Annotated in this window: 20 protein-coding genes and 1 tRNA gene; 12 read left to right on the plus strand and 9 right to left on the minus strand. The window is 69.9% G+C overall.

What is annotated here, in order from left to right:
• Window positions 1–98: 98 nt before the first annotated feature.
• Window positions 99–962: a helix-turn-helix transcriptional regulator gene (locus MRB58_RS06155; protein WP_244780846.1), complete on the minus strand. Its 864-nt coding sequence runs from the start codon at window positions 960–962 to the stop codon at window positions 99–101.
• 357 nt (window positions 963–1,319) lie between these two features.
• Between MRB58_RS06155 and MRB58_RS06160 the strand changes: the two genes are divergently transcribed.
• Window positions 1,320–2,699, plus strand: a complete 1,380-nt coding sequence (locus MRB58_RS06160) for an acetamidase/formamidase family protein (RefSeq protein ID WP_244780847.1) — start codon at window positions 1,320–1,322, stop codon at window positions 2,697–2,699.
• 61 nt (window positions 2,700–2,760) lie between these two features.
• On the opposite strand, the gene argE is transcribed toward MRB58_RS06160, so the two are convergent.
• Window positions 2,761–3,915 carry an acetylornithine deacetylase gene (argE, locus tag MRB58_RS06165; protein WP_244780848.1) on the minus strand — a complete coding sequence of 385 codons (1,155 nt, stop codon included), beginning with the start codon at window positions 3,913–3,915 and terminating at the stop codon, window positions 2,761–2,763.
• 183 nt (window positions 3,916–4,098) lie between these two features.
• Here argE and sthA point away from each other — a divergent pair, with 183 nt between their 5' ends.
• Together sthA and MRB58_RS06175 are read left to right on the plus strand one after the other, a co-directional pair.
• A complete protein-coding gene (gene sthA, locus MRB58_RS06170) occupies window positions 4,099–5,490 on the plus strand; it encodes a Si-specific NAD(P)(+) transhydrogenase (RefSeq protein ID WP_244780849.1) in 1,392 nt (463 codons plus the stop codon).
• Between the two features lie 366 nt (window positions 5,491–5,856).
• Window positions 5,857–7,104 (plus strand): MFS transporter, encoded by a 1,248-nt coding sequence (locus MRB58_RS06175; RefSeq protein ID WP_244780850.1) that lies wholly within the window; start codon window positions 5,857–5,859, stop codon window positions 7,102–7,104.
• A gap of 41 nt (window positions 7,105–7,145) precedes the next feature.
• On the opposite strand, the gene araD is transcribed toward MRB58_RS06175, so the two are convergent.
• Window positions 7,146–8,894 (minus strand): L-arabinonate dehydratase, encoded by a 1,749-nt coding sequence (gene araD, locus MRB58_RS06180; RefSeq protein WP_244780851.1) that lies wholly within the window; start codon window positions 8,892–8,894, stop codon window positions 7,146–7,148.
• 141 nt (window positions 8,895–9,035) lie between these two features.
• Here araD and MRB58_RS06185 point away from each other — a divergent pair, with 141 nt between their 5' ends.
• From MRB58_RS06185 to MRB58_RS06200, 4 genes are read left to right on the plus strand one after another with little or no spacing between them, the layout of a single operon-like run.
• A complete protein-coding gene (locus MRB58_RS06185) occupies window positions 9,036–10,013 on the plus strand; it encodes a C4-dicarboxylate TRAP transporter substrate-binding protein (RefSeq protein WP_244780852.1) in 978 nt (325 codons plus the stop codon).
• Window positions 10,014–10,034: 21 nt separating this feature from the next.
• Window positions 10,035–10,547 carry a TRAP transporter small permease gene (locus MRB58_RS06190; protein WP_244780853.1) on the plus strand — a complete coding sequence of 171 codons (513 nt, stop codon included), beginning with the start codon at window positions 10,035–10,037 and terminating at the stop codon, window positions 10,545–10,547.
• Window positions 10,547–11,827, plus strand: coding sequence for a TRAP transporter large permease (locus MRB58_RS06195; protein WP_244780854.1), 1,281 nt, complete (start codon window positions 10,547–10,549; stop codon window positions 11,825–11,827). The genes MRB58_RS06190 and MRB58_RS06195 overlap by 1 nt, the downstream gene beginning before the upstream one ends.
• A gap of 26 nt (window positions 11,828–11,853) precedes the next feature.
• A complete protein-coding gene (locus tag MRB58_RS06200; RefSeq protein ID WP_244780855.1) occupies window positions 11,854–12,582 on the plus strand; it encodes a GntR family transcriptional regulator in 729 nt (242 codons plus the stop codon).
• A gap of 13 nt (window positions 12,583–12,595) precedes the next feature.
• On the opposite strand, the gene MRB58_RS06205 is transcribed toward MRB58_RS06200, so the two are convergent.
• Genes MRB58_RS06205 through MRB58_RS06220 form a run of 4 tightly spaced genes read right to left on the minus strand, consistent with a single transcriptional unit; the run spans window position 12,596 to window position 15,746 of the window.
• Window positions 12,596–13,873: an alpha-hydroxy acid oxidase gene (locus tag MRB58_RS06205; protein ID WP_244780856.1), complete on the minus strand. Its 1,278-nt coding sequence runs from the start codon at window positions 13,871–13,873 to the stop codon at window positions 12,596–12,598.
• Window positions 13,870–14,550, minus strand: coding sequence for an RraA family protein (locus MRB58_RS06210; RefSeq protein WP_244780857.1), 681 nt, complete (start codon window positions 14,548–14,550; stop codon window positions 13,870–13,872). The genes MRB58_RS06205 and MRB58_RS06210 overlap by 4 nt, the downstream gene beginning before the upstream one ends.
• Window positions 14,551–14,586: 36 nt before the next feature.
• The gene (locus MRB58_RS06215; protein ID WP_244780858.1) at window positions 14,587–15,495 is read right to left on the minus strand and encodes an NAD(P)-dependent oxidoreductase; all 909 of its coding nucleotides are present in this window, start codon (window positions 15,493–15,495) and stop codon (window positions 14,587–14,589) included.
• Window positions 15,492–15,746, minus strand: a complete 255-nt coding sequence (locus tag MRB58_RS06220) for a hypothetical protein (protein ID WP_244780859.1) — start codon at window positions 15,744–15,746, stop codon at window positions 15,492–15,494. The genes MRB58_RS06215 and MRB58_RS06220 overlap by 4 nt, the downstream gene beginning before the upstream one ends.
• A gap of 267 nt (window positions 15,747–16,013) precedes the next feature.
• On the opposite strand from MRB58_RS06220, the gene MRB58_RS06225 reads away from it, so the two are divergent.
• The 5 genes from MRB58_RS06225 (at window position 16,014) to MRB58_RS06245 (ending at window position 20,963) form a co-directional block, all read left to right on the plus strand.
• Window positions 16,014–16,979, plus strand: a complete 966-nt coding sequence (locus MRB58_RS06225) for a tripartite tricarboxylate transporter substrate binding protein (protein WP_244780860.1) — start codon at window positions 16,014–16,016, stop codon at window positions 16,977–16,979.
• Window positions 16,980–17,185: 206 nt separating this feature from the next.
• Window positions 17,186–17,647 (plus strand): tripartite tricarboxylate transporter TctB family protein, encoded by a 462-nt coding sequence (locus MRB58_RS06230; protein WP_244780861.1) that lies wholly within the window; start codon window positions 17,186–17,188, stop codon window positions 17,645–17,647.
• 4 nt (window positions 17,648–17,651) lie between these two features.
• A complete protein-coding gene (locus MRB58_RS06235; protein WP_244780862.1) occupies window positions 17,652–19,184 on the plus strand; it encodes a tripartite tricarboxylate transporter permease in 1,533 nt (510 codons plus the stop codon).
• Window positions 19,181–19,924, plus strand: coding sequence for a GntR family transcriptional regulator (locus MRB58_RS06240; protein ID WP_244780863.1), 744 nt, complete (start codon window positions 19,181–19,183; stop codon window positions 19,922–19,924). Before MRB58_RS06235 ends, MRB58_RS06240 begins: the two co-directional genes overlap by 4 nt.
• 92 nt (window positions 19,925–20,016) lie before the next feature.
• Window positions 20,017–20,963 (plus strand): IS630 family transposase gene (locus MRB58_RS06245; RefSeq protein WP_244781858.1). Its coding sequence is split into 2 segments (ribosomal slippage): window positions 20,017–20,353 and window positions 20,353–20,963, totalling 948 coding nucleotides; the frame shifts between segments, so codons are not numbered across the junction.
• A 152-nt stretch (window positions 20,964–21,115) separates the two neighbouring features.
• Here the strand turns inward: MRB58_RS06245 and MRB58_RS06250 are convergent.
• A tRNA-Met gene (locus MRB58_RS06250) sits at window positions 21,116–21,192 on the minus strand.
• A 125-nt stretch (window positions 21,193–21,317) separates the two neighbouring features.
• Window positions 21,318–22,745: an AarF/ABC1/UbiB kinase family protein gene (locus MRB58_RS06255; protein ID WP_244780864.1), complete on the minus strand. Its 1,428-nt coding sequence runs from the start codon at window positions 22,743–22,745 to the stop codon at window positions 21,318–21,320.
• Between the last annotated feature and the right edge of the window lie 19 nt (window positions 22,746–22,764).

The following is a 22,764-nucleotide window of genomic DNA, read 5'->3' on the forward strand; positions in this document are numbered from 1 at the left end:
CGCAGAATCGTGCGTCATCCGCGCTGACGCCGCCAGGTGCCGCCGGCTCCGGCAGGAATCCGCACCGACGATGGGGTCTGCGACGGAGGGCGCCGGCGTCAGAGCCGGCCGATGCCGATGGAGCGGGCGACGCGGCCGGTGCGAGAGCTCAGGAAACCGATCAGCCGCTCGCTGTCGCACACCGTGGCGGGCGTGTAGACCACCATCAGGAACCCCGGATGGCCGTTGAGGTGGTGGGGCGAATAGTCGAGCAGGATGGCACCGAACTCCGGCACCTCGACGATCTTGGTGCGCTCGCCGGCCTCGTTGGGAGGGGCGTCCCGCCACAGGCGGGCGAAGTCTTCGCTCTCGTGGCACAGGTCGTCCACCAGCGCCTTCGCCCGGTCCGACATCCCCATCTGGATGCCCTGCTGGCGGAAATCCTCCACCGCGTGGCGGGCCACCGTCTCCCAGTTCTGCAGCTTACGGCGCAGCGCCGTGTCGCCGAAGATGATGCGCAGCACGTTGCGGCGATCCGGCGGCACGGCCGCATAGTCCTCCAGCACCGCCCGCGCCGCACCGTTCCAGGCGACCACGTCCCAGCAGGGCGACTTGATGTAGGCCGGGCACACGCTGAGCGCATCCAAAGTGCGCTGCAATTTGGGCGGGACCATGTAGGTCCGGCTCGCACCGTGGGGGCCGGACATGGTGGCCGCGATATAATGCAGGTGCTCGCGATCCGGCTCGCTCAGCATGAGCGCGCTCGACACGCGATCGAGTACGTCCGCGGACGGCGCATCCTCCCACCCCTCCTCGAGCCATTGATACCACGCGACACTCACACCGGCGCGCTCGGCCACGTCCTCGCACTGGAGCCCCATGTCGTGACGGTCCGCCCGCGCGATGCCGAACATCTCCGGGTCCAGCTGGCAGCGGCGGTCCTTCAGAAATTGGCCGAGCCTGTTTTCAACCATCTTTTGCATGTGGCCCCTTCCACAACTGGCAAGAGCGCGCATCCGCGTCCGCCAGTATCTGGTCGATGACACGGTTTGGAAAAGGGGAACAATGCACGTATTACGCTATATGGTGAAAAAAACTGGCATGGTCGGCGCGAGTGACCCGCACAGCGCAACCAGTGGCATCCGATTACCGTATGGCATGTCTTTTTGCCTGAATGAAGCGTCTTGCTACTAAGATAGTTACCGGATGACACGCGTGCGCAATCGATGGCGCGGGTACGCGCCGATATTGCACCCGGCACACCTTCCACACGCGCTGCGTGTGCTCTCATGGCATTGTCTTTGCAGGTCGGATCGATCTTCACCACAGCAGAGACACAGATGACCCACATTTCGAGCCGCCCCACCCTGCGGGTCCTCCTCGGTGCCACGGCCATGAGCACGATGGTGCTCGCCGCGGCGGGCGCCGCCTCCGCCCAGGACGCCCCCGAGGCCTGTGCCACCGCCCCCGAGAGCCCCGCGCACCATCTGATCCCGGCGAGTGCCGACACCGTCCACTGGGGCTACTTTTCCAAGACCCTCGATCCCGCCGCGGTCATCCACTCCGGCGACCTCGTCACCCTCGAGACGCTCACCCATCACGCCAACGACGACGCCTCGCGCATGGTGACGGGCGATCCGGGTGCGGAGAGCGTGTTCCGCTGGGAGCCCGGCAGCAAGGGGGTGAACCGTCGTGGCGCCGGCCCGGTCGACGCGTCGATCCACGGGCGCGGGGCGGGCGAGGGCTTCGGCGTGCACATCCTCACCGGCCCGGTCTACGTCTGCGGGGCCGAGCCGGGGGACGTGCTGAAGGTGGAGATCCTGGACCTGAAGCCGCGCCCCTCGGCCAACCCCGAGCACGCCGGCAAGACCTTCGGCTCCAACGCCGCCGCCTGGTGGGGTTACCACTACAACGACCTCATCGAGGACCCGAAGCCGCGTGAGGTGATCACGATCTACGAGCTCGACTCGACCGGCAAGGAGGATTGGGCGCAGGCGGTCTACGCCTTCCGCTGGACGCCGCAGACCGACCCGGACGGCGTCGTACACGAGATGATCGACTATCCGGGCGTGCCGGTCGACCATGCCACCGTGGAGGAGACGGCCGCGCTGGAGGGCGTGCGCGTACCGATCCGCCCGCACTTCGGCACCATGGGGCTGGCGCCGGCGGAGGCGGATTTCGTCGATTCCATCCCGCCGTCCTCGTTCGGCGGCAACATCGACAACTGGCGCATCGGCAAAGGCGGGACGATGTATTATCCCGTCGCGGTCGAGGGTGGCCTATTGTCGGCCGGCGACCCGCACGCCGCGCAGGGCGATTCCGAGCTTGCCGGCACCGCGATCGAGACGTCGCTCACCGGTCTGGTGCGGGTGACGCTGGTCAAGGCGGACGAACTGGCCGGCACCCCGGTCGAGGGGCTGGACTTCCCGCTGCTGGAGACCGCCGGCGAGTGGGTCGTCCACGGCTTCTCCTTCGCCGACTACCTCAACGACCTCGGCGAGAGCGCGCAGAGCGACATCTATTCGAAGTCCTCGGTGGACGGCGCCATGCGCGACGCCTTCCGCAAGATGCGCACCTTCCTGATGACCGCCTACGGGCTGTCCGAAGACGAGGCGATCTCGCTGATGTCGGTCGCGGCGGATTTCGGCGTGACACAGGTGGTGGACGGCAACTGGGGCGTCCACGGCGTCATCGACAAGCGCCTCTTCGCCGGACGCTGAGCCGGCCCCGGCCGGGCTCGTTCCATGGCGCGTCGCCCGGCCCGGCGCGCCGCACGGCCCGTCAGGCGGCCAGGTGGGCGATGAGGCGGGCGATGAACCGCTCGCCCTTCGCCAGCTCGCTCTCCTCCAGGTACTCGTCCGCCTGGTGGGCCTGGGCGATGTCGCCCGGGCCGCACACCATCGCCGGCCATCCCGCCCGCTGGAACAGGCCCGCCTCCGTCCCGTAGGAGACCGCCGCGGGCGCCTCGCCGACCCCGAGCGCTGCGAAGAGGGCTTCGGCCCCGCCGCCCGGGTCCGGCATCAGCGGGGCGACGTCGCTGCGCCGCTCGATCCTGACGCCGGCGCCGGCGTGCTTGCGCTTCATCTCCGGCTCGATCACCTCGCGGATATGGCGTTCGTACTCGGCGAGGATCACCTCCGGATCTTCGGGCGGCACGACCCGCATGTCGGTCACGAAGCGGCAGCGGTCGGACACGATGTTGGCCGCGGTCCCGCCCTGGATCATGCCGCAATGGATCGTCGTGTAGGGCGGCACGAAGGGGCTCGCCGGGTCGGCGGCGCGCGCGTTGGCGGCCATCCTGTCCTCCAGCCAGGTGATCAGCCGGGCGGCCGTCATGACCGCGCTGACGCCGATGTCGATCCGGCTGGAGTGGACGGCATGGCCGGTGACATGCGTATGGAACGAGAACGAGCCCTTGTGGCCACCGACCGGCCGCATCCGGGTCGGCTCGCCGACGATCACCGCGCGCGGCGCCGGGAGCGCGGCCTTCATCGCCGCGATCAGCGGCGGCGCGCCGCGGCAGCCGACCTCCTCGTCATAGGAGAGCGCGATGTGGATCGGGACCGCGAGGCCGGCCGCCACCATCGCCGGGACCGCCGCCAGGACCAGCGCGTCGAACCCCTTCATGTCGCACGCGCCACGGCCGTAGAGGCGCCCGTCGCGCCGGGTCAGCGCCCAGGGGCCTGCGCTCCAGGTGTCCTCCTCGGCGGGCACCACGTCGGTATGGCCGGAGAGGACGACGCCGCCCTCCACCATCGGCCCGACCGTGGCGTAGAGGTTGGCCTTCTCCCCCGACGGGTCCGGCAGCAGCGTGGCCGTCACGCCGCATTGGGCGAGCGTGTCCTTCACGAAGGCCATCAGCTCGAGGTTGGAGCGGGACGAGACCGTGGGGAAGGCGACGAGCCGTTCCAGCATCTGCGTGGGGGTGAGGGTCATGGCACACCTCATCGCGCCGGCCCCATGCGGTCAAGGGGCCTCGCGGTGGGCGGCCGGCACCGGCCGGCGCCGCCGGGCCAAGCCTCGACAGCCGTCGATGCGGCATGGTCTTTGCCACCACCGTCGACGATGGCACGGGACCGGGCGGGCGCGGCGCGCCCCCACACCCGACTGGAGGGACCGTTGGACGAGATCGATATGCTGGTCATCGGCAGCGGCCCGGCGGGGCGGCGCGCCGCGGTACAGTCGGCCAAGCTCGGCAAGTCGGTGCTGGTGGTGGACCGTGGACGGCGGCTGGGCGGAGTATCGGTGCATACCGGCACGATCCCGTCGAAGACGCTGCGCGAGACGGTGCTCAACCTCTCCGGCTGGCGCGAGCGCGGCTTCTACGGCCAGGCCTACCGGGTGAAGAAGGACATCTCCGCCTTCGACCTGATGCAGCGCCTGCACAAGACGCTCGATCACGAGGTGGAGGTGCTGCAGCACCAGTTCATGCGCAACATGGTGCGCAGCGCCTTCGCCGAGGCCAAGTTCGTCGACGCCCACACGGTGACCCTGACCGACGACGACGGCGACACCCACAAGGTCGTCTTCGACAAGGCGCTCATCGCCACCGGCACCAAGCCCTTCCGCCCGCCGCACGTCCCGTTCGACAAGACGCGCGTGTTCGACAGCGACGAGATCCTGGAGATCGAGGCGCTGCCCCGCTCGCTCACCGTGATCGGCGGCGGCGTCATCGGCGTGGAATACGCAACCATCTTCTCCGCACTCGACGTCCCGGTGACGCTGGTCGAGGCGCGCCGGACGATCCTCGACTTCGTCGACAAGGAGCTGGTCGACGACTTCATCCACCAGATGCGCGACCGTGGCATGACGATCCGCCTCGGCACCGAGGTCGACCGGATCACCAAGGGCGAGCGCGGCGTCGAGGTCGCGCTGTCGGACGGGCGCCGGGTACGCTCCGAGCTGCTGCTGTTCGCGGCCGGCCGCTCGGGCAACGTCGGGGCGCTGAACCTCGCCGCCATCGGCATCGAGCCGGACGCCCGCGGCCGGCTGACCGTGGACCCGGCGACCTACCAGACCGACGTCCCGAACATCTACGCCGCGGGTGACGTGATCGGCTTTCCGAGCCTGGCGTCGACCTCGATGGAGCAGGGGCGCGTCGCGGCGTGCCACGCCTTCGGCATCCCCTTGCCCCCGGCGCAGGACAGCTTTCCCTACGGCATCTACGCCGTGCCGGAGATCTCCACCGTGGGGATGACCGAGCAGGACGTGCGCGAGGCGGCGATCCCGTACGAGTGCGGCATCGCCCGCTTCCGCGAGACCTCGCGCGGGCACATCATGGGCGTCAACTCGGGCTTCCTGAAGCTGATCTTCTCGCTCGAGACGCGTCGCCTCCTGGGGGCGCACATCGTCGGCGAGGGGGCGACGGAGCTGATCCACATCGGCCAGGCGGTGATCAACCTGCACGGCACGGTCGACTTCTTCGTCGAGAACACCTTCAACTATCCGACTCTCGCCGAGGCGTACAAAGTCGCCGGGCTCGATGCGTGGAACCGCATGGGCCAGCTCTAGCGACGCGGCACGCGGCCAGCGCCGGCGGGGGCGGCCCGTGCCCCGCCAAGGGCGTGCATCCGGCGCATAGCAGCTCCGCCGCGCCTTGCATCAGCTTTCGCTAGCGCCAGCTTGTGGGTGCGCTATCGTCGGCGCACCGAACACGCCGAGGACACTCCCCCGCGCAGCGGACGGCCACCGGTTCGCCGGTCCCACCCGGCCCCTGTGCTCCTTCGTGCGCGCCATCGCCACGGCTGCGGGACCGGCCGCGGCGGGATGGCGCGGCCGAGGGTTCGCGGCGGGCCCGCGGCGGGGCTCCCGAACACCCGAGACGCACAGCCCGGTTCGCCCGGCGCCACCACGACCTTCGTCACGAAAGACGCCGCTATGAGCAACGATCTGGCCGCAACGCCCACGACGCGCCTCGCCGCCGACCGGCCGGAGACGCGCGCCGGGCTCATCATTCTCGCCCTCGCCCTGGGCGGCTTCGCGATCGGTACGTCCGAGTTCGCATCCATGGCGTTGGTCCCCTACTTCTCCGCCGCGTTCGGCGTTACCGAGGCGGACGCCTCGGACGTGATCAGCGCCTATGCGCTGGGCGTGGTGGTCGGCGCGCCGCTCCTGGTGGTGCTCGGCGCGCGCTGGCCCAAGCGGCGGCTGCTGATCGCTTTCATGGGCGGCTTCGCGGTCTTCAACGCGATGTCCGCACTGGCTCCGAGCTACGAGTGGCTCGTCGCCGCGCGGTTTTTCTCGGGGTTGCCGCACGGCGCCTATTTCGGCGTCGCGGCGCTGGTCGCGGCGCGGCAGGTGGCGCCGAACCGCCGGTCGTCGGCCGTCGCGCGGGTCATGCTGGGGCTGACGGTGGCGACCATCATCGGTGTCCCCTTCGCCAACATGCTGGGGCAGACGGTGGGGTGGCGCTCGGCCTACGGCGTCGTCTCGCTGCTGGCGGCGGCGACGGCGGTCTCGGTCGCGCTCACCGTGGCGCCGGGGCGGATGTCCAAGGAGAGCAGCCCGCTTCAGGAGCTGGGCGCCCTCGTCAACCGCCAGGTGCTCCTGACGCTCGCGACCGGCGCGGTCGGATTCGGCGGCATGTTCGCCGTCTACACCTACCTCGCCTCCACCATGATCACCGACATGGCACTCCCCGAGACGCTGGTGCCGATGGCGCTGGCGGTGATCGGCACGGGCATGACCGTCGGCGCGCTGGCCGCCGGCTGGGCAGCGGACCGCAACCAGACGCTGGCGGCCTTCGTCATCATGTTCGGCACGCTGGCGGCGATGGCGCTCTACCCCGCCGCCTCCGGCTCGCTGCCGACCTACCTGATGGTGATCTTCGTGGTCGGCGCCACCGGCGGCCTGTCGACCGTGTTGCAGACCCGCCTGATGGACGTCGCCGGCGACGCGCAGCAGCTCGCCGCCGCGCTCAACCACTCGGCCTTCAACATGGCCAACGCGCTCGGCCCGTTCGCGGCGGCGACCGCGCTCACCATGGGCTACGGCTTCGCCGACGCGTCGGGCATCGTCGGCGTCGGCCTCAGCGTCGCGGGCATCCTCGTCTTCACCGTCACGGTGCTCGACGCGCGCCGCCTGCGCGGCGGCACGGCGAGCGCCGCCCCCGTGCCGGCCGAATAGCTAGCCGGCCGAGTGGCTGTCCGGCCGAGTAGCTAGCCGGCTCAGTAGATGTCGGGCTCTCCGGCGGGCCGGCCGAAGTCGGCCTGGAGGAAGGTGAAGTCGCAGCCCTGGTCGGCCTGGGTGACGTGCTGCGAGAACATCCACCCCCAGCCGCGCTCGAAGCGCGGCGCGGGCGGCGTCCAGGCGGCGCGGCGCCGCTCGATCTCGGCGTCGTCGACCAGCATGTCGAGCCGCCGCGCCGGCAGGTCGAGCCGCACGATGTCGCCGGTCTTCAGGAGCGCCAGCGGTCCGCCGATGTAGGCCTCCGGCGCGACGTGCAGGATGCAGGCGCCATATGACGTACCCGACATGCGCGCGTCCGAGATGCGCAGCATGTCCCGGTGGCCCTTCTTGATGAGCGCCTTGGGGATCGGCAGCATCCCCCACTCCGGGAACCCCGGCCCGCCCTGCGGTCCGGCGTTGCGCAGCACCATCACGTGGTCGGGCGTGACGTCGAGGCTCTCGTCGTCGACCGCGGCCTTCATCTCCGGGTAGCTGTCGAACACCAGCGCCGGGCCTTCGTGGACGTGGAAGGCCGGGTCGCAGGCGGCCGGCTTGATCACCGCCCCGTCCGGCGCCAGGTTGCCGCGCAGCACCGCGAGCGACCCCTCGTGGTAGACCGGGTTGGCGAGCGAGCGGATGACGTCGTCGTTGTAGACCTCGGCCCCGGCGATCCCCTCGGTCACGGGGCGGCCGGTGACGGTGATCGCTTCGCCGTCGAGCCGGTCCTCCAGCTGACGCATCAGCGCGCGCAGGCCGCCGGCATAGTAGAAGTCCTCCATCAGGTACTCTTTGCCGGACGGGCGCACGTTGGCGATCAGCGGCGTCACCCGGCCCAGCGCGTCGAGGTCGTCGAGCGTCAGGTCAACGCCGGCGCGGCGCGCGATGGCGATGAGGTGGACCACAGCGTTGGTCGAGCAGCCGGTCGCCATGGCGACGATCGCCGCGTTCTTCACCGCCGCGGGGGTGACGATCTCGTCCGGGGTCAGGTCGTCCCACACCATGTCGACGATGCGCCGGCCGCAGTCGGCCGACATGCGCTGGTGGCCCGAATCCACCGCCGGGATCGACGACGCGCCCGGCAGCGTGAGCCCCAGCGCCTCGGCGATCGACATCATCGTCGCCGCCGTTCCCATCGTCATGCAGGTGCCGGCCGAGCGGGCGATGCCGCCCTGGATGCCGCGCCATTCGGCGTCGGAGATGTTGCCGGCGCGCCGCTCATCCCAGTACTTCCACGCGTCCGAGCCGGAACCCAGCGTCTTGCCGGCGTAGTTGCCGCGCAGCATCGGCCCGGCGGGGAGGAAGATCATCGGCACCCCGGCCGAGATCGCGCCCATCACCAGGCCGGGGGTGGTCTTGTCGCAGCCGCCCATCAGCACCACACCGTCGAGCGGGTGGGAGCGGATCATCTCCTCGGTCTCCATCGCCAGCATGTTGCGGTAGAGCATCGAGGTCGGCTTGGTGAAGCTCTCGTCCACCGACAGCGCCGGCATCTCGACGCCGAGTCCGCCCGCCTGGGCGATGCCGCGCTTCACGTCGGCGACGCGCTCGGGAAAGTGGGCGTGGCAGGTGTTGAGCTCGGACCAGGTGTTGAGCACGCCGATGATGGGCCGGCCGCGGAAATCCTCCTCCGAAAAGCCGAGCTGCATCATGCGCGAGCGATGGCCGAAGCTGCGGAGGTCGTCCGGCGCGAACCAGCGCGCCGAGCGCAGCTGATCCGGACTGCGCCGCGTTCGTGTCGTTCGTGTCACCTGGCCGTCCAACGCAAAGTCCCCCAAACCGTCGCATCGTTTATCCGGCCCGCCGCCGAGCCGCAATTTTATGTTGACACAGCTTCGATCGCATTTCTAATCTTCCATCACAACTAAAATTTCAATTTGGGAGGAATACCAATGACCATGACCGCCATCGGTCGGTGTCTCGCCGTTCTCGTCGCCGGCGCCGCCCTCGCCGCGCCCGCCGCGGCCGAGACGACGCTGCGCATCGGCACCGTCCTCGCCCCCAGCGACCCGATGGGTCAGGGGCTCGACAAGTTCGCCAAGGAGGTGGAGGAGCAGACCGGCGGCGAGGTCGTCGTCGAGGTGTTTCACAACAGCCAGCTCGGCGACACGACCGAGATGCTCGACCAGGCTCGCGCCGGCGCCAACGTGGGCACCGTGACGGACGTGGCCCGCCTCTCCTCGTTCGTGCCCTCGCTCGCCATCATGTCGGCCCCCTTCCTGTTCGACACCTACGAGCAGGCCGACAAGTTCGCCCTGTCCGACGCCTACATGGGCTGGGGCGAGGAGCTGGCCGACAAGGCCGGTCTCGTGATGCTGGCCTCCAACTGGTACCAGGGCGCCCGCCACGCGCTGACGCAGAAGCCGTTCACCACGCCGGCCGAGCTGTCGGGCGTCAGGATGCGCACCATCGGCGCGCCGGTGTGGATCGAGACGATCCGCGCGATGGGCGCCGAGCCGACGCCGATCGCCTGGGGCGAGGTCTATTCCGCGTTGCAGCTCGGCACGATCGACGCGGCCGAGGCGCAGCCCACCGCCATCACCGGCGCCAAGCTGAACGAGGTGGTGAAGCACGTCACCAAGACCGGCCACATCCAGCTCGTCACCGCCCTCGTCATCTCGGCCGACACCTGGGGTGACATCTCGCCCGAGAACCAGAAGATCGTGCGCGATCTCGCGGTCGAGAACGGCCGCTACGCCTCCGGCCTCACCATCGAGCTGGGCGACAAGGCGCTGGCGGACGTCGCCGCGTCCGGCGTCGAGGTGCACGAGGTCGACCTCGCGCCCTTCAAGGAGGCGGTCGCCAGCGTCTACACCGAGCTGAACCTCGAGAAAGAGGCCGAGATCGCGAAATCGGTGATCGGCGACTGAGGCCGGGTGCCGGATCACGTCATGTCGAGCGCCTCGATGCTCACCGCAGGCACCGTCCTTCGCAAAGTGGAGGGGGGCGCCGCGGTCCTCCTCCTCGTCGCCATCGTCGTCCTCGTCGCCGGCGCGTCCATCGCGCGGGCGGTCGGCTCGCCGATCATCTGGTCGATCGAGGTGGCGCAGCTCCTCTTCGTGTGGCTGTGCGTGCTGGCGGCGGACCTCGCCTTGCAGGAAAGCCGCCACTTCGGCCTCGCCATCCTCGCCGATTGGCTGGGCCCGGCCCGCTATCGCTGGGTCGAGCTCGTCAATCTCGCGGTGCTGGCGGTGCTGCTCGCCTTCCTGCTGCGCTACGCGGTGAAGAACACCGTGCTGATGAACCCGCGCCTCTTCGGCGCCGCGCAGATGCCGGGCTCGTGGACGCACGCGTCCATGGCGCTCGGCTTCGCGCTGATGCTGCGCACCGTCCTGTCCCGCTTCATCGCCATCGCCCGCGGCCGCGCCGTCGCCGCGCCGATGTCCGCCAACAGTCAATCCTGATGCTGCTACTCATCGCCGGGCTCTTCGCCCTCTTCCTCCTCGTCGGCCAGCCGGTCGCGTTCGCGCTCGGGCTCGCGGCCATCCCCGTCTTCATCTTCTCCGGCACGATGCCGCCGACGGTGGCGGTGCAGAAGATGGTCGGCGCCACGCAGAGCTTCCCGCTCCTCGCGGTGCCCTTCTTCATCCTCGCCGGCAACCTGATGAACGTGTCGGGCATCACCGAGCGGCTGGTGCGCTTCTCCCGCCTCCTCACCGGATGGCTCGCGGGGGGCCTCGCGCAGGTCTCCATCGTCCTGTCGTTCATGATGGGCGGCATCTCAGGCTCGGCCGTCGCCGACGCCTCGATGGAGAGCCGCCTGCTCGGCCCGTCGATGATCGCGCAGGGGTACTCCCGGCCCGTCACCGCGGCGATCCTCGCCTTCGGGTCGATCATCACGGCGACGATCCCGCCCTCCATCGGGCTCATTCTGTTCGGCTACATCAACGAGGTGTCGATCGGGCGGCTCTTCCTGGCCGGCGTCCTGCCGGGCGCGCTGCTGACGCTGGTGCTGATGGCGACCACCTGGCTCGTCGCCCGCCACAAGGGCTACGCGGCCGACCTCGCCGAGCTGCCGAAGAGGCGCGAGCTGTGGGCGAGCTTCAAGGAGAGCGTCTGGGCGCTGATGTTCCCGGTGATCCTGATCGTCGGCTTCCGCTTCGGCATCTTCACCGCCACCGAGGCCGGCGCCTTCCTGGTGGTCTACGCCGGCATCATCGGCGTCTTCGTCTACCGCGAGCTGACGCCGGCCCGCATGCTCGAAGCGCTGCGGGCCTCGGTCTCGGACCTCGGCATGATCATGCTCCTCATCATGATGGCGGGCGTCCTCGGCTACGCGATCACCATCGAGCGGGCGCCGCAGCAGATCACCGAGTTCGTGACCACGCTGTCGGAGAATCCGGCGGTGATCCTGGCGCTGGTGATGGGCGTCCTCGTCGTCTCGGGCATGTTCCTGGAGGGCGCGGCCAACATCCTCCTGGTGACGCCGATCATCATGCCGGTGGTGACCGCGGCGGGGTTCGACCCGATCCACATGGGTATCCTGATGGTCTTCCTCATCAACCTCGGTGGTCTCACCCCGCCGGTGGGGGTCATCATGTTCGCCGTATGCGGCATTCTGGATGTGAAGACCGGTGCCTATACCCGCGCTTCGATGCCGTTCTTCCTTGCGCTTTTCGTCTTCTTCATCCTACTCATCCTGGTTCCAAGCATCTCGACGTCGCTGCCGCGGCTTCTGATGTGATGACGGGACGACGTGGGGGCGCCGCCATGTATTCGCCTCGGCTGGACGGAGAGAGCGACATCCTCGCCAAAGCACCGGGGACGAGCGCCTACCTGCCGACGTCCGCCCGCGTGTTCGACGAGCTGCGGGCGCGCATCGTCGCGCTCGACCTCGCCCCCGGCATGCGCCTCTCGCGCCCCGATCTCGCCAAGGCGTTCGGCGTCAGCCAGTCGCCGGTGCGCGAGGCGTTGCAGCGCCTCGAGACGCTGGGCCTCGTCGCCACCTACCGCCAGTCCCGCACCGAGGTGACGCACATCGACCAGGCGATGGTGCGTCACGAGCAGTTCTTCCGCACCGGGATCGAATGCGAGGTGGTCAACCGCCTCGCCGGCCTCGGCGACACGTCGGGCCTCCTGGAGGCGCGGGGGATTCTCAAGATGAGTCAGGCGCTCGCCGACGATTCCTCGCAGATCGACCTCTTCCGCCGGCTCGACGAGGATTTTCACCGCGCGCTCTTCATGGCCGCCGGGCAGGAGGCGCTGCACGCGCTGGTGCTGGAGCGCACCAGCCAGATGGCGCGGCTGCGCACGCTGGACCTCCCCAGCGCCGGCAAGATGCAGTCCGTGCTGGAGGGGCACGGCGCGGTGCTGGCCGCCATCGAGGCCGGCGACCGCCACGGCGCCACCGACGCCATGCGCCGCCACCTCTCCGGCACCATCGAGCGCATGCCCGCCATCGTCGCCCAGCAGCCGGACTTCTTCGTCCCCGCCCCGTGAGGTGCGCCCCGCCTCAGCCCCGTCGCGAGCGGGAGGCGGGGGCGAGGATGCCGGCGTCGAGGGCGGCGAGGGAGCCGAGCCCGAGCATCGCCATGTCGCGATCGACCTCGGCGGCGAGGATCGCGGCGGCGTGGCGCACGCCGAGCGTACCGGCGACGGCGGCCGCGAACAGGAAGGGCCGGCCGACGAAGGCGAAGTCCGCCCCCAGCGCCAGCGCCCGCAGGACGTCCGAACCGCGCCGCACGCCGCTGTCGAGCATCACCGCCATGTCGCCCGCGGCGGCCTTCACCGCCGGAAGCGCGGCGATGGCGCTGAGCGAGCCGTCGAGCTGACGGCCCCCGTGGTTGGAGACGACGATGCCGTCGGCGCCGATGTCGCGCGCGCGGGCCGCGTCCTCCGGCGCGATCACGCCCTTGATGACGAGCTTGCCGGGGAAGGTCCGGCGCACCAGCTCGGCGTGATGCCAGGAAAGCGTCGCACGGCCGGCGAAGGAGCGCACCACGTCGCGCGCGACGATGGGCGGGCCGCGGGTGACGTCCTGGTTCTCGAAGTGGGGAACGCCGTGGGTGAGAAGCGTGCGGGCGAAGGTGCCGAAGACCCAGCCCGGCCGCGTCGCCCCCTGCAGGAAGAGATCGAGGCTCGGCTTCATCGGCGCGCCGAAGTTGTCGCGCTTGGAATCCTCGCGGTTGCCGGCGACGGGGACGTCCCCGGTCATCACCAGCACCTCGTAGCCGGCGGCGGCGATGCGCTCCACCATCGGCACGACGCGCGCGTCGTCGCCCGGCAAATAGGCCTGGTACCAGCGGCTCGGCCCTTCGGCGGCGACCCGCTCCATCGCCGTCAGCGACGTGGCGCTCATCACCGCCGGGATCCCGGCCGCGGCGGCGCCCTTGGCGAGGGCGACGTCACCGTCGTAGGCGGCGAGCGCGGAGAGACCCATCGGCGAGATGCCGAAGGGGTGGGCGTAGGTCCGGCCGAACAGCGTGGTGCGCTGGTCGCGCGTGCCGTGACCGCCCAGCACCCGCGGCATCAGCCGCACCGCGTCGAAGTCGGCGCGGTTGCGGGCCATGGCGACGGTGTCGTCCGACCCGCCGGCTACGTAGGAGTAGACGCCGCGCGGCAGCTTGCGCCGCGCGACCCGTTCGAAATCGTCGAGGTTGAAGACCCGGCGCAGCGCCCGCGGCAACGCCTCGTGCGGCCGCTTCTCGATCGCGGGGTCCGAGCGCGCCGGGGCATCCCCGGCGCGGGCCGCCGCCGGGTCGGGACGCGCGGTGGCGGCCTCTTCGCTCACGCCTCGAACTCGCAGCCCCGCGCTTCCAGCGTCTTGTCGACCCAGGCGCGGTCCTGCGTGCCGGCGGCGATCGCCTCGAACTCGCGCCCCTCGGCCGCTTTCTTGGCCTCGGACGCCGCGAGCACCGTCTCGGCCTCGGCGTAGGGCACGCACAGCATGCCGTCGCCGTCGCCGATGACGAGGTCGCCCGGCTCGATGATCATGCCGTCGATCGCGACCGGCACGTTGATCTCGCCCGGCCCGTCCTTGTAGGGCCCGCGGTGGGTGACGCCGGCGGCGAACATACCGATGCCCGATTCGCGGATCTCGTCCACGTCGCGGATCGCCCCGTCGATCACGAAGCCGACGATGCCGGCCTTCTTGCCGATCGTCGTCATGATGTCGCCGAGGATGGAGTTGGTGAGATCGCCGCCCGCGTCGACGACGATGACGTCGCCCGGCCCGGCCATGTCCAGCGCCTTGTGCACCATGAGATTGTCGCCCGGCCGCGTCTTCACGGTGAGGGCGACGCCGGCGAAGCGGGTCCCCTCCTTGTGGTAGGGGCGCAGGCGCGCGCCGCCGGCGGTCATGCGCCACATCGAGTCGGAGACGTTGGCGACGGGGAGCGCGGCGAAGCGCTCGACGATGGCCGCGGGGACGGTGCGTTTGCGCTTCATCACGCGGAAACCGATGGTCATGGGGATCCTCCTTCGGATCGTGTTGCGGCCGGCGCGTCAGGCGTCGACGGATTGGAGAGCGGCGAGAACCTTGTCGACGACGGCGGTGCCGACGTTGAGGAGGGCACGGTGGGTCTGCGCGCCCGCGTGCGGCGTCGCGACGAAGTTGGGGGCGGCGAGGAGCGGGCTCTGGAAGCTCGGCTCCGCCTCGAAGACGTCGGACGCGGCGCCGGCGAGGCGGCCGTCGTGGAGCGCGGCGGCGAGGGCCGCCTCGTCGACGATCCCGCCGCGGGCGCAGTTGACGAGGAAGGCCCCCGGCCGCATCCGCGCGATCCGGTCCGCGTCGATCAGGTGGCGCGTCTCGTCGTCGAGCGGGACATGCAGGAAGACGACGCGCGATTCGGCGAGCAGCGCGTCGAGGCTTTCGACGCGGCGCACGCCCTCCGGCCACCGCTCCAGGTAGGGATCGAAAGCGGCGACCGGGGCGCCGAAACCGCCGATCAGCCGGCGCGCGACGCGGCTGCCGATGGCGCCGAGGCCGACGATGCCGGCTTCCATCTCGCCGACTTCGTAGCCGCGGTGCTGCGGGCCGCGCTGCGCCTCGCCGGCGCGCAGTGCGTCGGTGTGCTGGACGAGGCGGCGCGACAGCGCCAACGCCATCGTCAGCGCCAGGTCCGCCACCGAATCGGCGTTGACGCCGGGGGTGGAGCGCACCGCGAGGCCGGCCGCCTCGCACGCCGCGACGTCGATATTGTCGAGCCCGGCGCCGTGCTTGGCGACGACGCGCAGGCGCGGCGCGGCGGCGACGTCGGCGGCGGTGATCGGGTGGGCGCGCACGATCACCGCATCGGCCACGTCGCGCCAATGATCGGCCTCGCCGGGGCCGAGGACGTCGGCGTGCCGGGCGAGGCGGTCCATCGCCTGCTGATGGATGGGGTCGAGTACGGCGACGACGGGGCGGCTCATCGGGCCTCTCCTGCGAGCCAGCGGGCTGTTCTGGCGGTGTCGGGACGGGGGGACGGCGCGGCGCCGGCGAGACGGCCGGCGGTGACGCGGAAGCGGGCGAGGACGGCGGCGGACGGACCGGCATCGAGTTGGTGCGCGGCGGGTGGGCGACCAGTCTCGCCGTAGTGGGCGAGCCGGACGCGTGTCGCTCCCTCCTTCGGCGCATCGAGGCCGGGCGAATTCTGCACGTCCCTCGCGTTTCCTGCGGCCATCGCGATCCTCCCGTGGCTCTCTTTTCCGTACAGAAAAAATACAAAACGGAGTGGGAGCGCAATCCCTGCGGTGGTGCCGAGCGTCAGTTTGTTTCGCCAAGCCGGGAGGTATTCCTGGCGTTTATTGCGCCCATAGGCGCACCGGATTGCATTTCCGTGCCGAAGCTCTTGCCCCGTGCATTTGGGTTCGTATAGCGTTGTTCGTGTCCAAAAAGCGGGGCCAGCGGCGATCAACGCCGTGGTCGATCGTCTCGATTGGGAGGGACCATGAAGAAATCCATCGCGCTCGCCGCAACCCTTGCGGCGTCGGTCGCCGCCACGTCCGCATACGCGGAATATCCCGAGCGGCCCATCACCATGATCGTCGCCTACAGCGCCGGCGGCGGCACCGACATCGCCGCCCGCACCCTCGTCCCCTTCATCGAGAAGGAGCTCGGCGACGGCGCGTCGATCACCGTCGTGAACCGTCCGGGCGCCGGCGGCGAGATCGGCTTCACCGCCCTCGCCCAGGCCAAGCCCGACGGCTACACCATCGGCTTCATCAACACGCCGAACCTCCTGTCGATCCCGATCCAGCGCAAGGCGCGCTACGACATCGACAGCTTCGCCCCGATCGCCAACATCATCTACGATCCGGGCGCGTTCAGCCTGCGTCCCGACGAGGGCATCTCCACCCTCGACGAGCTGGTCGCCTTCGCCAAGGAGCATCCGGGCGAGGTCACCTACGGCACCACCGGCATCGGCTCCGACGATCACCTCGCCGCGCTCAACTTCGAGCGTCTGGCCGGCGTCAAGTTCGAGCACATCCCCTTCTCCGGCAACGCCGACGTGCGCGCCGCGGTCATCGGCGGCCACGTCATGATGGCCTCGATGAACGTCTCCGAGACGGTGCAGGACGTCGACGACGGCACGCTGGTGCTGCTGGGCCAGATGTCCGAGGAGCGCTGGGAAGGCGCGCCGGACGTGCCGACCTTCCAGGAGCAGGGCTACGACGTGATCATGGGCTCCAACCGTGGCATGGCCGCCCCCGCCGGCGTCGACGCCGCGGAGTTGCAGACGCTGTCCGACGCGGTCGGTCGCGCCGTCGCCAACCCGGAGTTCCGCGCCGCGGCGGCCAAGCAGGACCTCGCCCTCGCCTTCCAGGACCGCGAGTCCTTCCGCACCTCGCTCGAGCGGCTCGATTCCACGCTGCAGACGCTGTGGAAGGAAGAGCCCTGGGTCGCCAACGACTGACCCACACCGCCCCTTCGCGGGGCGGCAGCGGCCGGGGGCGGCACACGCCGCGCCCGGCCTAGCCCGACAGGCACGATGCCCGCGGGCGACGTCGACGACGGCATCGTCCTCGGCGGCGGACCCGCCAACACGGGCCGCCGCGACGAGCACCAAGAAGCCGGCAAACGGCTCGGACACGACCTATCGACATATTCCGGGAGGGGCTGATGGCGAACAGAGCTGCCATCGAACTCGCGACGGCGCTCGGCGTCGGCGCGATATCGGTTTTGGGGGTGATCGAGGCGGCGGGGTATCGCGGCGCCTCCTCCTACATGCCGTTGGCGGTGACGGGCTTCGCCGCGGCGCTCTCGGCGGTCTGGGCGACGCAATCGGCCCTCGCGCTCTCACGCGGCACGGGGGTGCGGGTGACGCTCGACCGCGGCCTTCTCCTGCGTTTCGCCATCATCGTCGCGGCCGTGATCGGCTATGTCCTCGCCGTCACCTATGTCGGCTTCTTCACCGCCACGCTGATCATGGTGCCGGGGCTGTCGTTCCTCATCGGCTACCGCAACCTGCCGGTGGCGCTGATCACGTCGGCGGGCTTCTGCGTGGTCCTCTACGGCGTTTTCCGGCTGCTGCTGTCGATCCCGCTGCCGCCCGAGACGCTCCTCCAAGCCCTGGGCCTGTGATCCGATGGACATGATTTCCCCGATCCTCGACGCTGCGCCCGCCGTCTTCGCGCCCAGTGTCGTCATCGCGATGATCGTCGGCGTGGTCGTCGGCATCTCGGTGGGCGCGCTGCCCGGCCTGTCGGCCACCATGGGCATCGCTGTCCTCATCCCGCTGACCTTCGCGATGGAGCCGCTCGTCGCGCTCGGCATGATCGCCGGCATCTACAACGGGGCGATGTACGGCGGGTCGATCCCGGCGATCCTGCTCCGCATCCCCGGCACGCCGGCCGGCATCGCCACCGTGTTCGACGGGCACGAGATGGCCAAGAAGGGCGAGGCACGCCTGGCGCTCGACATCTCGCTGGCCTCGTCCTCGCTGGGCAGCGCGGTGTCGGCGCTCGCGCTCCTCTTCCTGGCGCCGCCGCTGGCGGCCATCGCGCTGAAGTTCTCGCCGGCGGACTACTTCTGGCTGGCGCTCTTCGGGCTCACGACGATCTCGGTGCTCCTCGCCGGCAATCCGGCCAAGGGCTTCCTGTCGGCCTCCTTCGGCCTCGTCCTCGGCATGGTCGGCATCGACAGCCTGACCGGCGCCGAGCGCTTCACCTTCGGCACGCTGGATCTGCTTTCGGGGATCGACATCATCGTCCTCCTCACCGGCCTCTACGCCATCCCCCCGGCGATCGACCTGATGCTTGGCGGCGAGGCGCTCACCAAGGGCAGTCTCTCGCTCGGCAACAAGCGCACGCCGTTCCGCTGGCGCACGCTGATCCCGGTGTGGATCCGCAGCTCTCTGATCGGCCTCTTCGTCGGCATCATCCCGGCGCTCGGCGGCAACATCGCGGCGCTTCTGGCCTGGAACGAGCAGCGCCGCGTCACCAAGGACAAGGCCAATTACGGCAAGGGCATGCCTGAGGGCCTCGCCGCCCCCGAGTGCGCCAACAACGCCGACACCGGCGCCACGCTGATCCCGGCGCTGACCTTGGGCGTGCCGGGCAACGCCGTCGCCGCGGTCATCCTCGGCGCGCTGCTGGTGCACGGCCTTCGCCCCGGCCCGGAGCTCTTCCGCGCCGACGCCGACACCGTCTACGGCTTCATGCTGACGATGCTGGTGACGGCGGGCCTGATGTTCGTCATCGGCAAGATCGGCGCGCGGGCGTTCATCAACGTCCTGCGGATGCCGTCGCGCATCCTGGGCCCGATGATCATCGCGCTCACCACCGTCGGCGTCTACGCGGTCCACAACTCGATGTTCGAGGTGTGGCTGATGCTGGCGTTCGGTGCGGTCGGTTACGGCATGGAGAAGCTCGACATTCCCACGGCACCGGCGGTGCTGGCGGTGATCCTGGGGCCGATGGCGGAGGAATCGTTCCGCCGTGCGCTGCTGATCGGCCGCGGCGACCCGCTCTACTTCGTCGCCGGACCGATCTCGTGGGTGCTGATCGCACTGATCGTGCTCACGGTGCTGACACCGGCGTGGCGGGCCTGGCGCAGCCGCCGGGGTGCCGGTGACGATGCCGCTCCCGACGACGGCGGCGAGGCGACGAGCGCCGGATGAGCGTCGGCGAGAAGGTCTATTCCACGCTGCGACGGCGGCTGATGTCGGGCTATTACGAGCCCGGCAGCAAGCTGAAGGAAGAGGTGGTCGCGGCTGACCTCTCCGTCAGCCGAACGCCGGTGCGCGCGGCGATCCACCGGCTGATCGCCGAGGGGCTCTTGGAGCCGGCGCCCAAGCGCGGCGCGCTGGTGACGCCCTGGGGCGCGCAGGACGTGGAAGACATCTTCAACCTGCGCATCATGCTGGAGGGCTATGGGGCATCGCTCGCGGCCAAGAACGCGACGCGCGAAGAGGTCGACCGGCTGGAGGCGCTGAACGAGGAGATCGCCGCCGCGGTCGACAGCGAGCGGGAGGACCGGCTGCAGGTCATCCATACCGCCAACCTCGACTTCCACACCGGCCTCTACGAGGCATCGCGCAGCCCGCACCTGCGGACCTTCGGCGTCAAGCTGCTGGAGTATCCGTTGGTCATCGGCGGGTTCTACATCTACGACCGCGACGACATGATCGAGAGCGTGCGCCAGCACAGCGAGATCGTCGCGGCGCTGCGGGCGGGCAACCCGGACTGGGCGCGCGCGGCGATCGCCTGCCACCTGGCCGCGGCGATCGAGCGCTTCCGCCGCGCCGGCCGCGTCGACGGTGCGACGACCTTCCGCTTTCCCATCCCCTCCTCGGAGATGAGCGCCGCAATGGAAGACGCCGCGCCCCCGCCGAAACCGCCCGACAAGGCGCGCCGCTAGAGCGGTTCGCGCTCGGAATGAATCGCTGTGGGATTCCCGAATCAGCGGAAGTCTGATTCAGCATCATGGCTGGCGATGGGGGGCCAGTCATGATGCCCAAGCTGCTCTCTGAGGATCTTCGCCTTCGCGTGGTTCGCGCCATCGACGATGGAATGTCCCGCCGGCAGGCCGCGGCGCGGTTCGAGGTCGCCCCGTCCACGGCGATCCGATGGTACGAGGCTTGGCAACGCACCGGCTCATGCCGCGCCAAGCGCCAGGGCGGCGACCGCTGGTCCCACGTCACCGAAGCCCACGCCGAGCGCATCCTCGCGATCCTGGACGGCACCGGCGACATCACCCTGGTCGAGCTGAAGGCAAGGCTCGGTGAGAGCGGCGGCACGGTCTCCATCTCGGCGCTGTCGCGCTTCTTCCGTCGCCACGGGATCACGCGCAAAAAAAGACCGGCCACGCGGCCGAGCAGGACCGCGCGGATGTCCTTGCCCGGCGGCACGCCTGGTTCGACGGGCAGGACGAGCTCGACGCCGAGCGCCTGATCTTCATCGACGAGACCTGGGCCAACACGAAGATGGCCCGCACCCACGGCCGCTGCGCCCGGGGGACAAGGCTGCGCATGCCGCTGCCGTTCGGCCATTGGAAGACGACCACGCTGGTCGCCGGGCTCTCGCTGTCCGGGATCGTCGCGCCTATGGTGCTCGACCGGGCGATCAACGGCGTATGGTTCGAGACCTACGTGGAGCAGGTTCTCGCACCATGCCTGTCGCCGGGCGACGTCGTCGTGATGGACAACCTCGGCAGTCACAAGGGTTGGCGCGTTCGCGACCTGATCGAGAGCGCCGGGGCGAGGCTCGTGTTCCTCCCGCCCTACAGCCCCGACTTCAACCCGATCGAGATGGCCTTCGCCAAGATCAAGGCGCTCCTTCGAAAGGCGGCGGAGCGAACCGTCGATGACCTGTGGGACCGCATCGGCGCGGTCCTCGACCTCGTCACGCCAGACGAAGCCCGAGCCTACTTCCGAGCCGCCGGCTATGACCCGGACTGAGCGCGAAGTGCTCTAGCCAGCCGACGGACGCCGGCTCGCGACGCCGACGAAGGCGAGCGGAGAGGCTACGATACGAAACATGACTTCGAGAGTTGCCGACTGACGTGCGGCGAACGTGTCTGGCGCGGCCTATCGCCCCTTACCGGGTGCGATGGTTGCGGGGGCAGGATTTGAACCTGCGACCTTCAGGTTATGAGCCTGACGAGCTACCGGGCTGCTCCACCCCGCGCCATTGTCGGCGAGCGCTGCGTTCGCAGCCGCATCGCGTCGACGCCCCTCATCTAGCAAGCCACGGCGCCGAGTGAAAGGGGGGGCGACACCCAATCGTCACAAAAAATGGGCGCAACATAGCTCCTATGCCGAATTGCTGGGCATCGGTGCCCCTCCGCCCGGCAACGCCATCCGCGACGACGCGGTCTCGGCCGGCCGGGGAAGCCCCACGGCGTCGAGGGCGGCCCCCTGGCGCGCGGCGACATCGTCGATCGTGAACGTCTCCAGCTGCTGCTGGAAGATCTGGAAGAAGTTCAGCTCGGCCTGCAGGTGCAGGAGCACCGCGCCGAGGCCGACCGCCGCACGGTCCATGAACACGAATTCGCGCGGGACCGTCACCGGCCCCTTCTCCTTGAGCGCCTGGTGCACCTTGAAGGCTTCGCGCCGGCCGTATTCGCCGGGCTTGGTGCCGTCGGCGAGGGTCCGCACACGATCGTCCAGGATGGGGCCGTAGATGAAGCGGGCCCAGATGTTGAGGATGTCGATCAGCTCGCGATGCAGCCCCTTGAAGCCCCATGTCTCGTAGGCGTGGACGACGCGCGCCTCGTCCCCCGAGCGCAGACCTTCGTAGAGGTCGACCACACCGCCGACGAAACTGACGGGGAAGATCCGGATGCAGCCATAGTCGAGAAGGTTGATGCCGGCCGGTGCCCCATCCTCCTCGAACACCGCGTAGTTGCCGAGGTGTGGATCGCCGTGGATGACGCCGATGCGCGCGAACGGCGCCCAATAGGCCCGGAAAAGCGCGCGGGCGATGGTGTTGCGGTCCTCGAGGGAAGCCTCGCGGTAGGTCAGGAGGCGCTTGCCCTCCATCCAGCTCATCGTCAGCAGGCGGCGGGTGGAGAGGTCGTCGTGCACCGTCGGCACGCGGATGGTGTCGTCGCCGGCGAAGGTGGCGCCGTAGAGCTTCGCCGCCCGCGCCTCGCGCGTGTAGTTCAGCTCCTCGCGCAGGCGGTCGGCGATCTCCTCCGCGATCTCGGAGGTGTCGATGCCGGGACGCATGCGGCGATGCAGGCCGAAGATGAACCCGAGCTGCCGCAGGTCCGCCTCGATGGCCGAATCCATGTTGGGATATTGCAGCTTCGCCGCGACCTCCTCGCCGGCATGGGTGGCGGCGCGGTGCACCTGGCCGAGCGAGGCGGCAGCGGCAGGCGTCTTGTCGAACCGGGCGAAACGCCGGAGCCAGTCGGGGCCCAGCTCGGCGGCCATGCGGCGCTTGACGAAGGGGTAGCCCATCGGCGGCGCGTCGGACTGGAGCGATTGCAGTTCGGCGGCATATTCGGGCGGCAGCGCGTCGGGGATGGTGGAGAGGAGCTGGGCCACCTTCATCAGCGGGCCCTTGAGGTTGCCCAGCGCCTTGGCGAGTTCCTGGGCGGTCTTGTCGTTGTCCAGCTCGGTGCCGAAGACGCGGGCGGCCATCATCTTCGCCGCCACGCCGGACATGTTGCCGCCGACGCGCGCGTAGCGGCCGGCGCGGCCGGCGAAGGTGTTCCGCTCGCGATCGCTCGCCATGGACGTCTCCCGTTGCTCC

Origin of the sequence: Acuticoccus sp. I52.16.1, from assembly GCF_022865125.1 — a bacterium.
Lineage (GTDB): Bacteria > Pseudomonadota > Alphaproteobacteria > Rhizobiales > Amorphaceae > Acuticoccus.

Coding starts and splice junctions, on each gene's coding strand:
- MRB58_RS06155 (WP_244780846.1), bottom strand. CDS start 962: ATGCAAAAGATGGTTGAAAACAGGCTCGGCCAATTTCTGAAGGACCGC.
- MRB58_RS06160 (WP_244780847.1), top strand. CDS start 1,320: ATGACCCACATTTCGAGCCGCCCCACCCTGCGGGTCCTCCTCGGTGCC.
- argE (WP_244780848.1), bottom strand. CDS start 3,915: ATGACCCTCACCCCCACGCAGATGCTGGAACGGCTCGTCGCCTTCCCC.
- MRB58_RS06175 (WP_244780850.1), top strand. CDS start 5,857: ATGAGCAACGATCTGGCCGCAACGCCCACGACGCGCCTCGCCGCCGAC.
- MRB58_RS06185 (WP_244780852.1), top strand. CDS start 9,036: ATGACCATGACCGCCATCGGTCGGTGTCTCGCCGTTCTCGTCGCCGGC.
- MRB58_RS06190 (WP_244780853.1), top strand. CDS start 10,035: ATGTCGAGCGCCTCGATGCTCACCGCAGGCACCGTCCTTCGCAAAGTG.
- MRB58_RS06195 (WP_244780854.1), top strand. CDS start 10,547: ATGCTGCTACTCATCGCCGGGCTCTTCGCCCTCTTCCTCCTCGTCGGC.
- MRB58_RS06200 (WP_244780855.1), top strand. CDS start 11,854: ATGTATTCGCCTCGGCTGGACGGAGAGAGCGACATCCTCGCCAAAGCA.
- MRB58_RS06210 (WP_244780857.1), bottom strand. CDS start 14,550: ATGACCATCGGTTTCCGCGTGATGAAGCGCAAACGCACCGTCCCCGCG.
- MRB58_RS06215 (WP_244780858.1), bottom strand. CDS start 15,495: ATGAGCCGCCCCGTCGTCGCCGTACTCGACCCCATCCATCAGCAGGCG.
- MRB58_RS06220 (WP_244780859.1), bottom strand. CDS start 15,746: ATGGCCGCAGGAAACGCGAGGGACGTGCAGAATTCGCCCGGCCTCGAT.
- MRB58_RS06225 (WP_244780860.1), top strand. CDS start 16,014: ATGAAGAAATCCATCGCGCTCGCCGCAACCCTTGCGGCGTCGGTCGCC.
- MRB58_RS06230 (WP_244780861.1), top strand. CDS start 17,186: ATGGCGAACAGAGCTGCCATCGAACTCGCGACGGCGCTCGGCGTCGGC.
- MRB58_RS06235 (WP_244780862.1), top strand. CDS start 17,652: ATGGACATGATTTCCCCGATCCTCGACGCTGCGCCCGCCGTCTTCGCG.
- MRB58_RS06240 (WP_244780863.1), top strand. CDS start 19,181: ATGAGCGTCGGCGAGAAGGTCTATTCCACGCTGCGACGGCGGCTGATG.
- MRB58_RS06255 (WP_244780864.1), bottom strand. CDS start 22,745: ATGGCGAGCGATCGCGAGCGGAACACCTTCGCCGGCCGCGCCGGCCGC.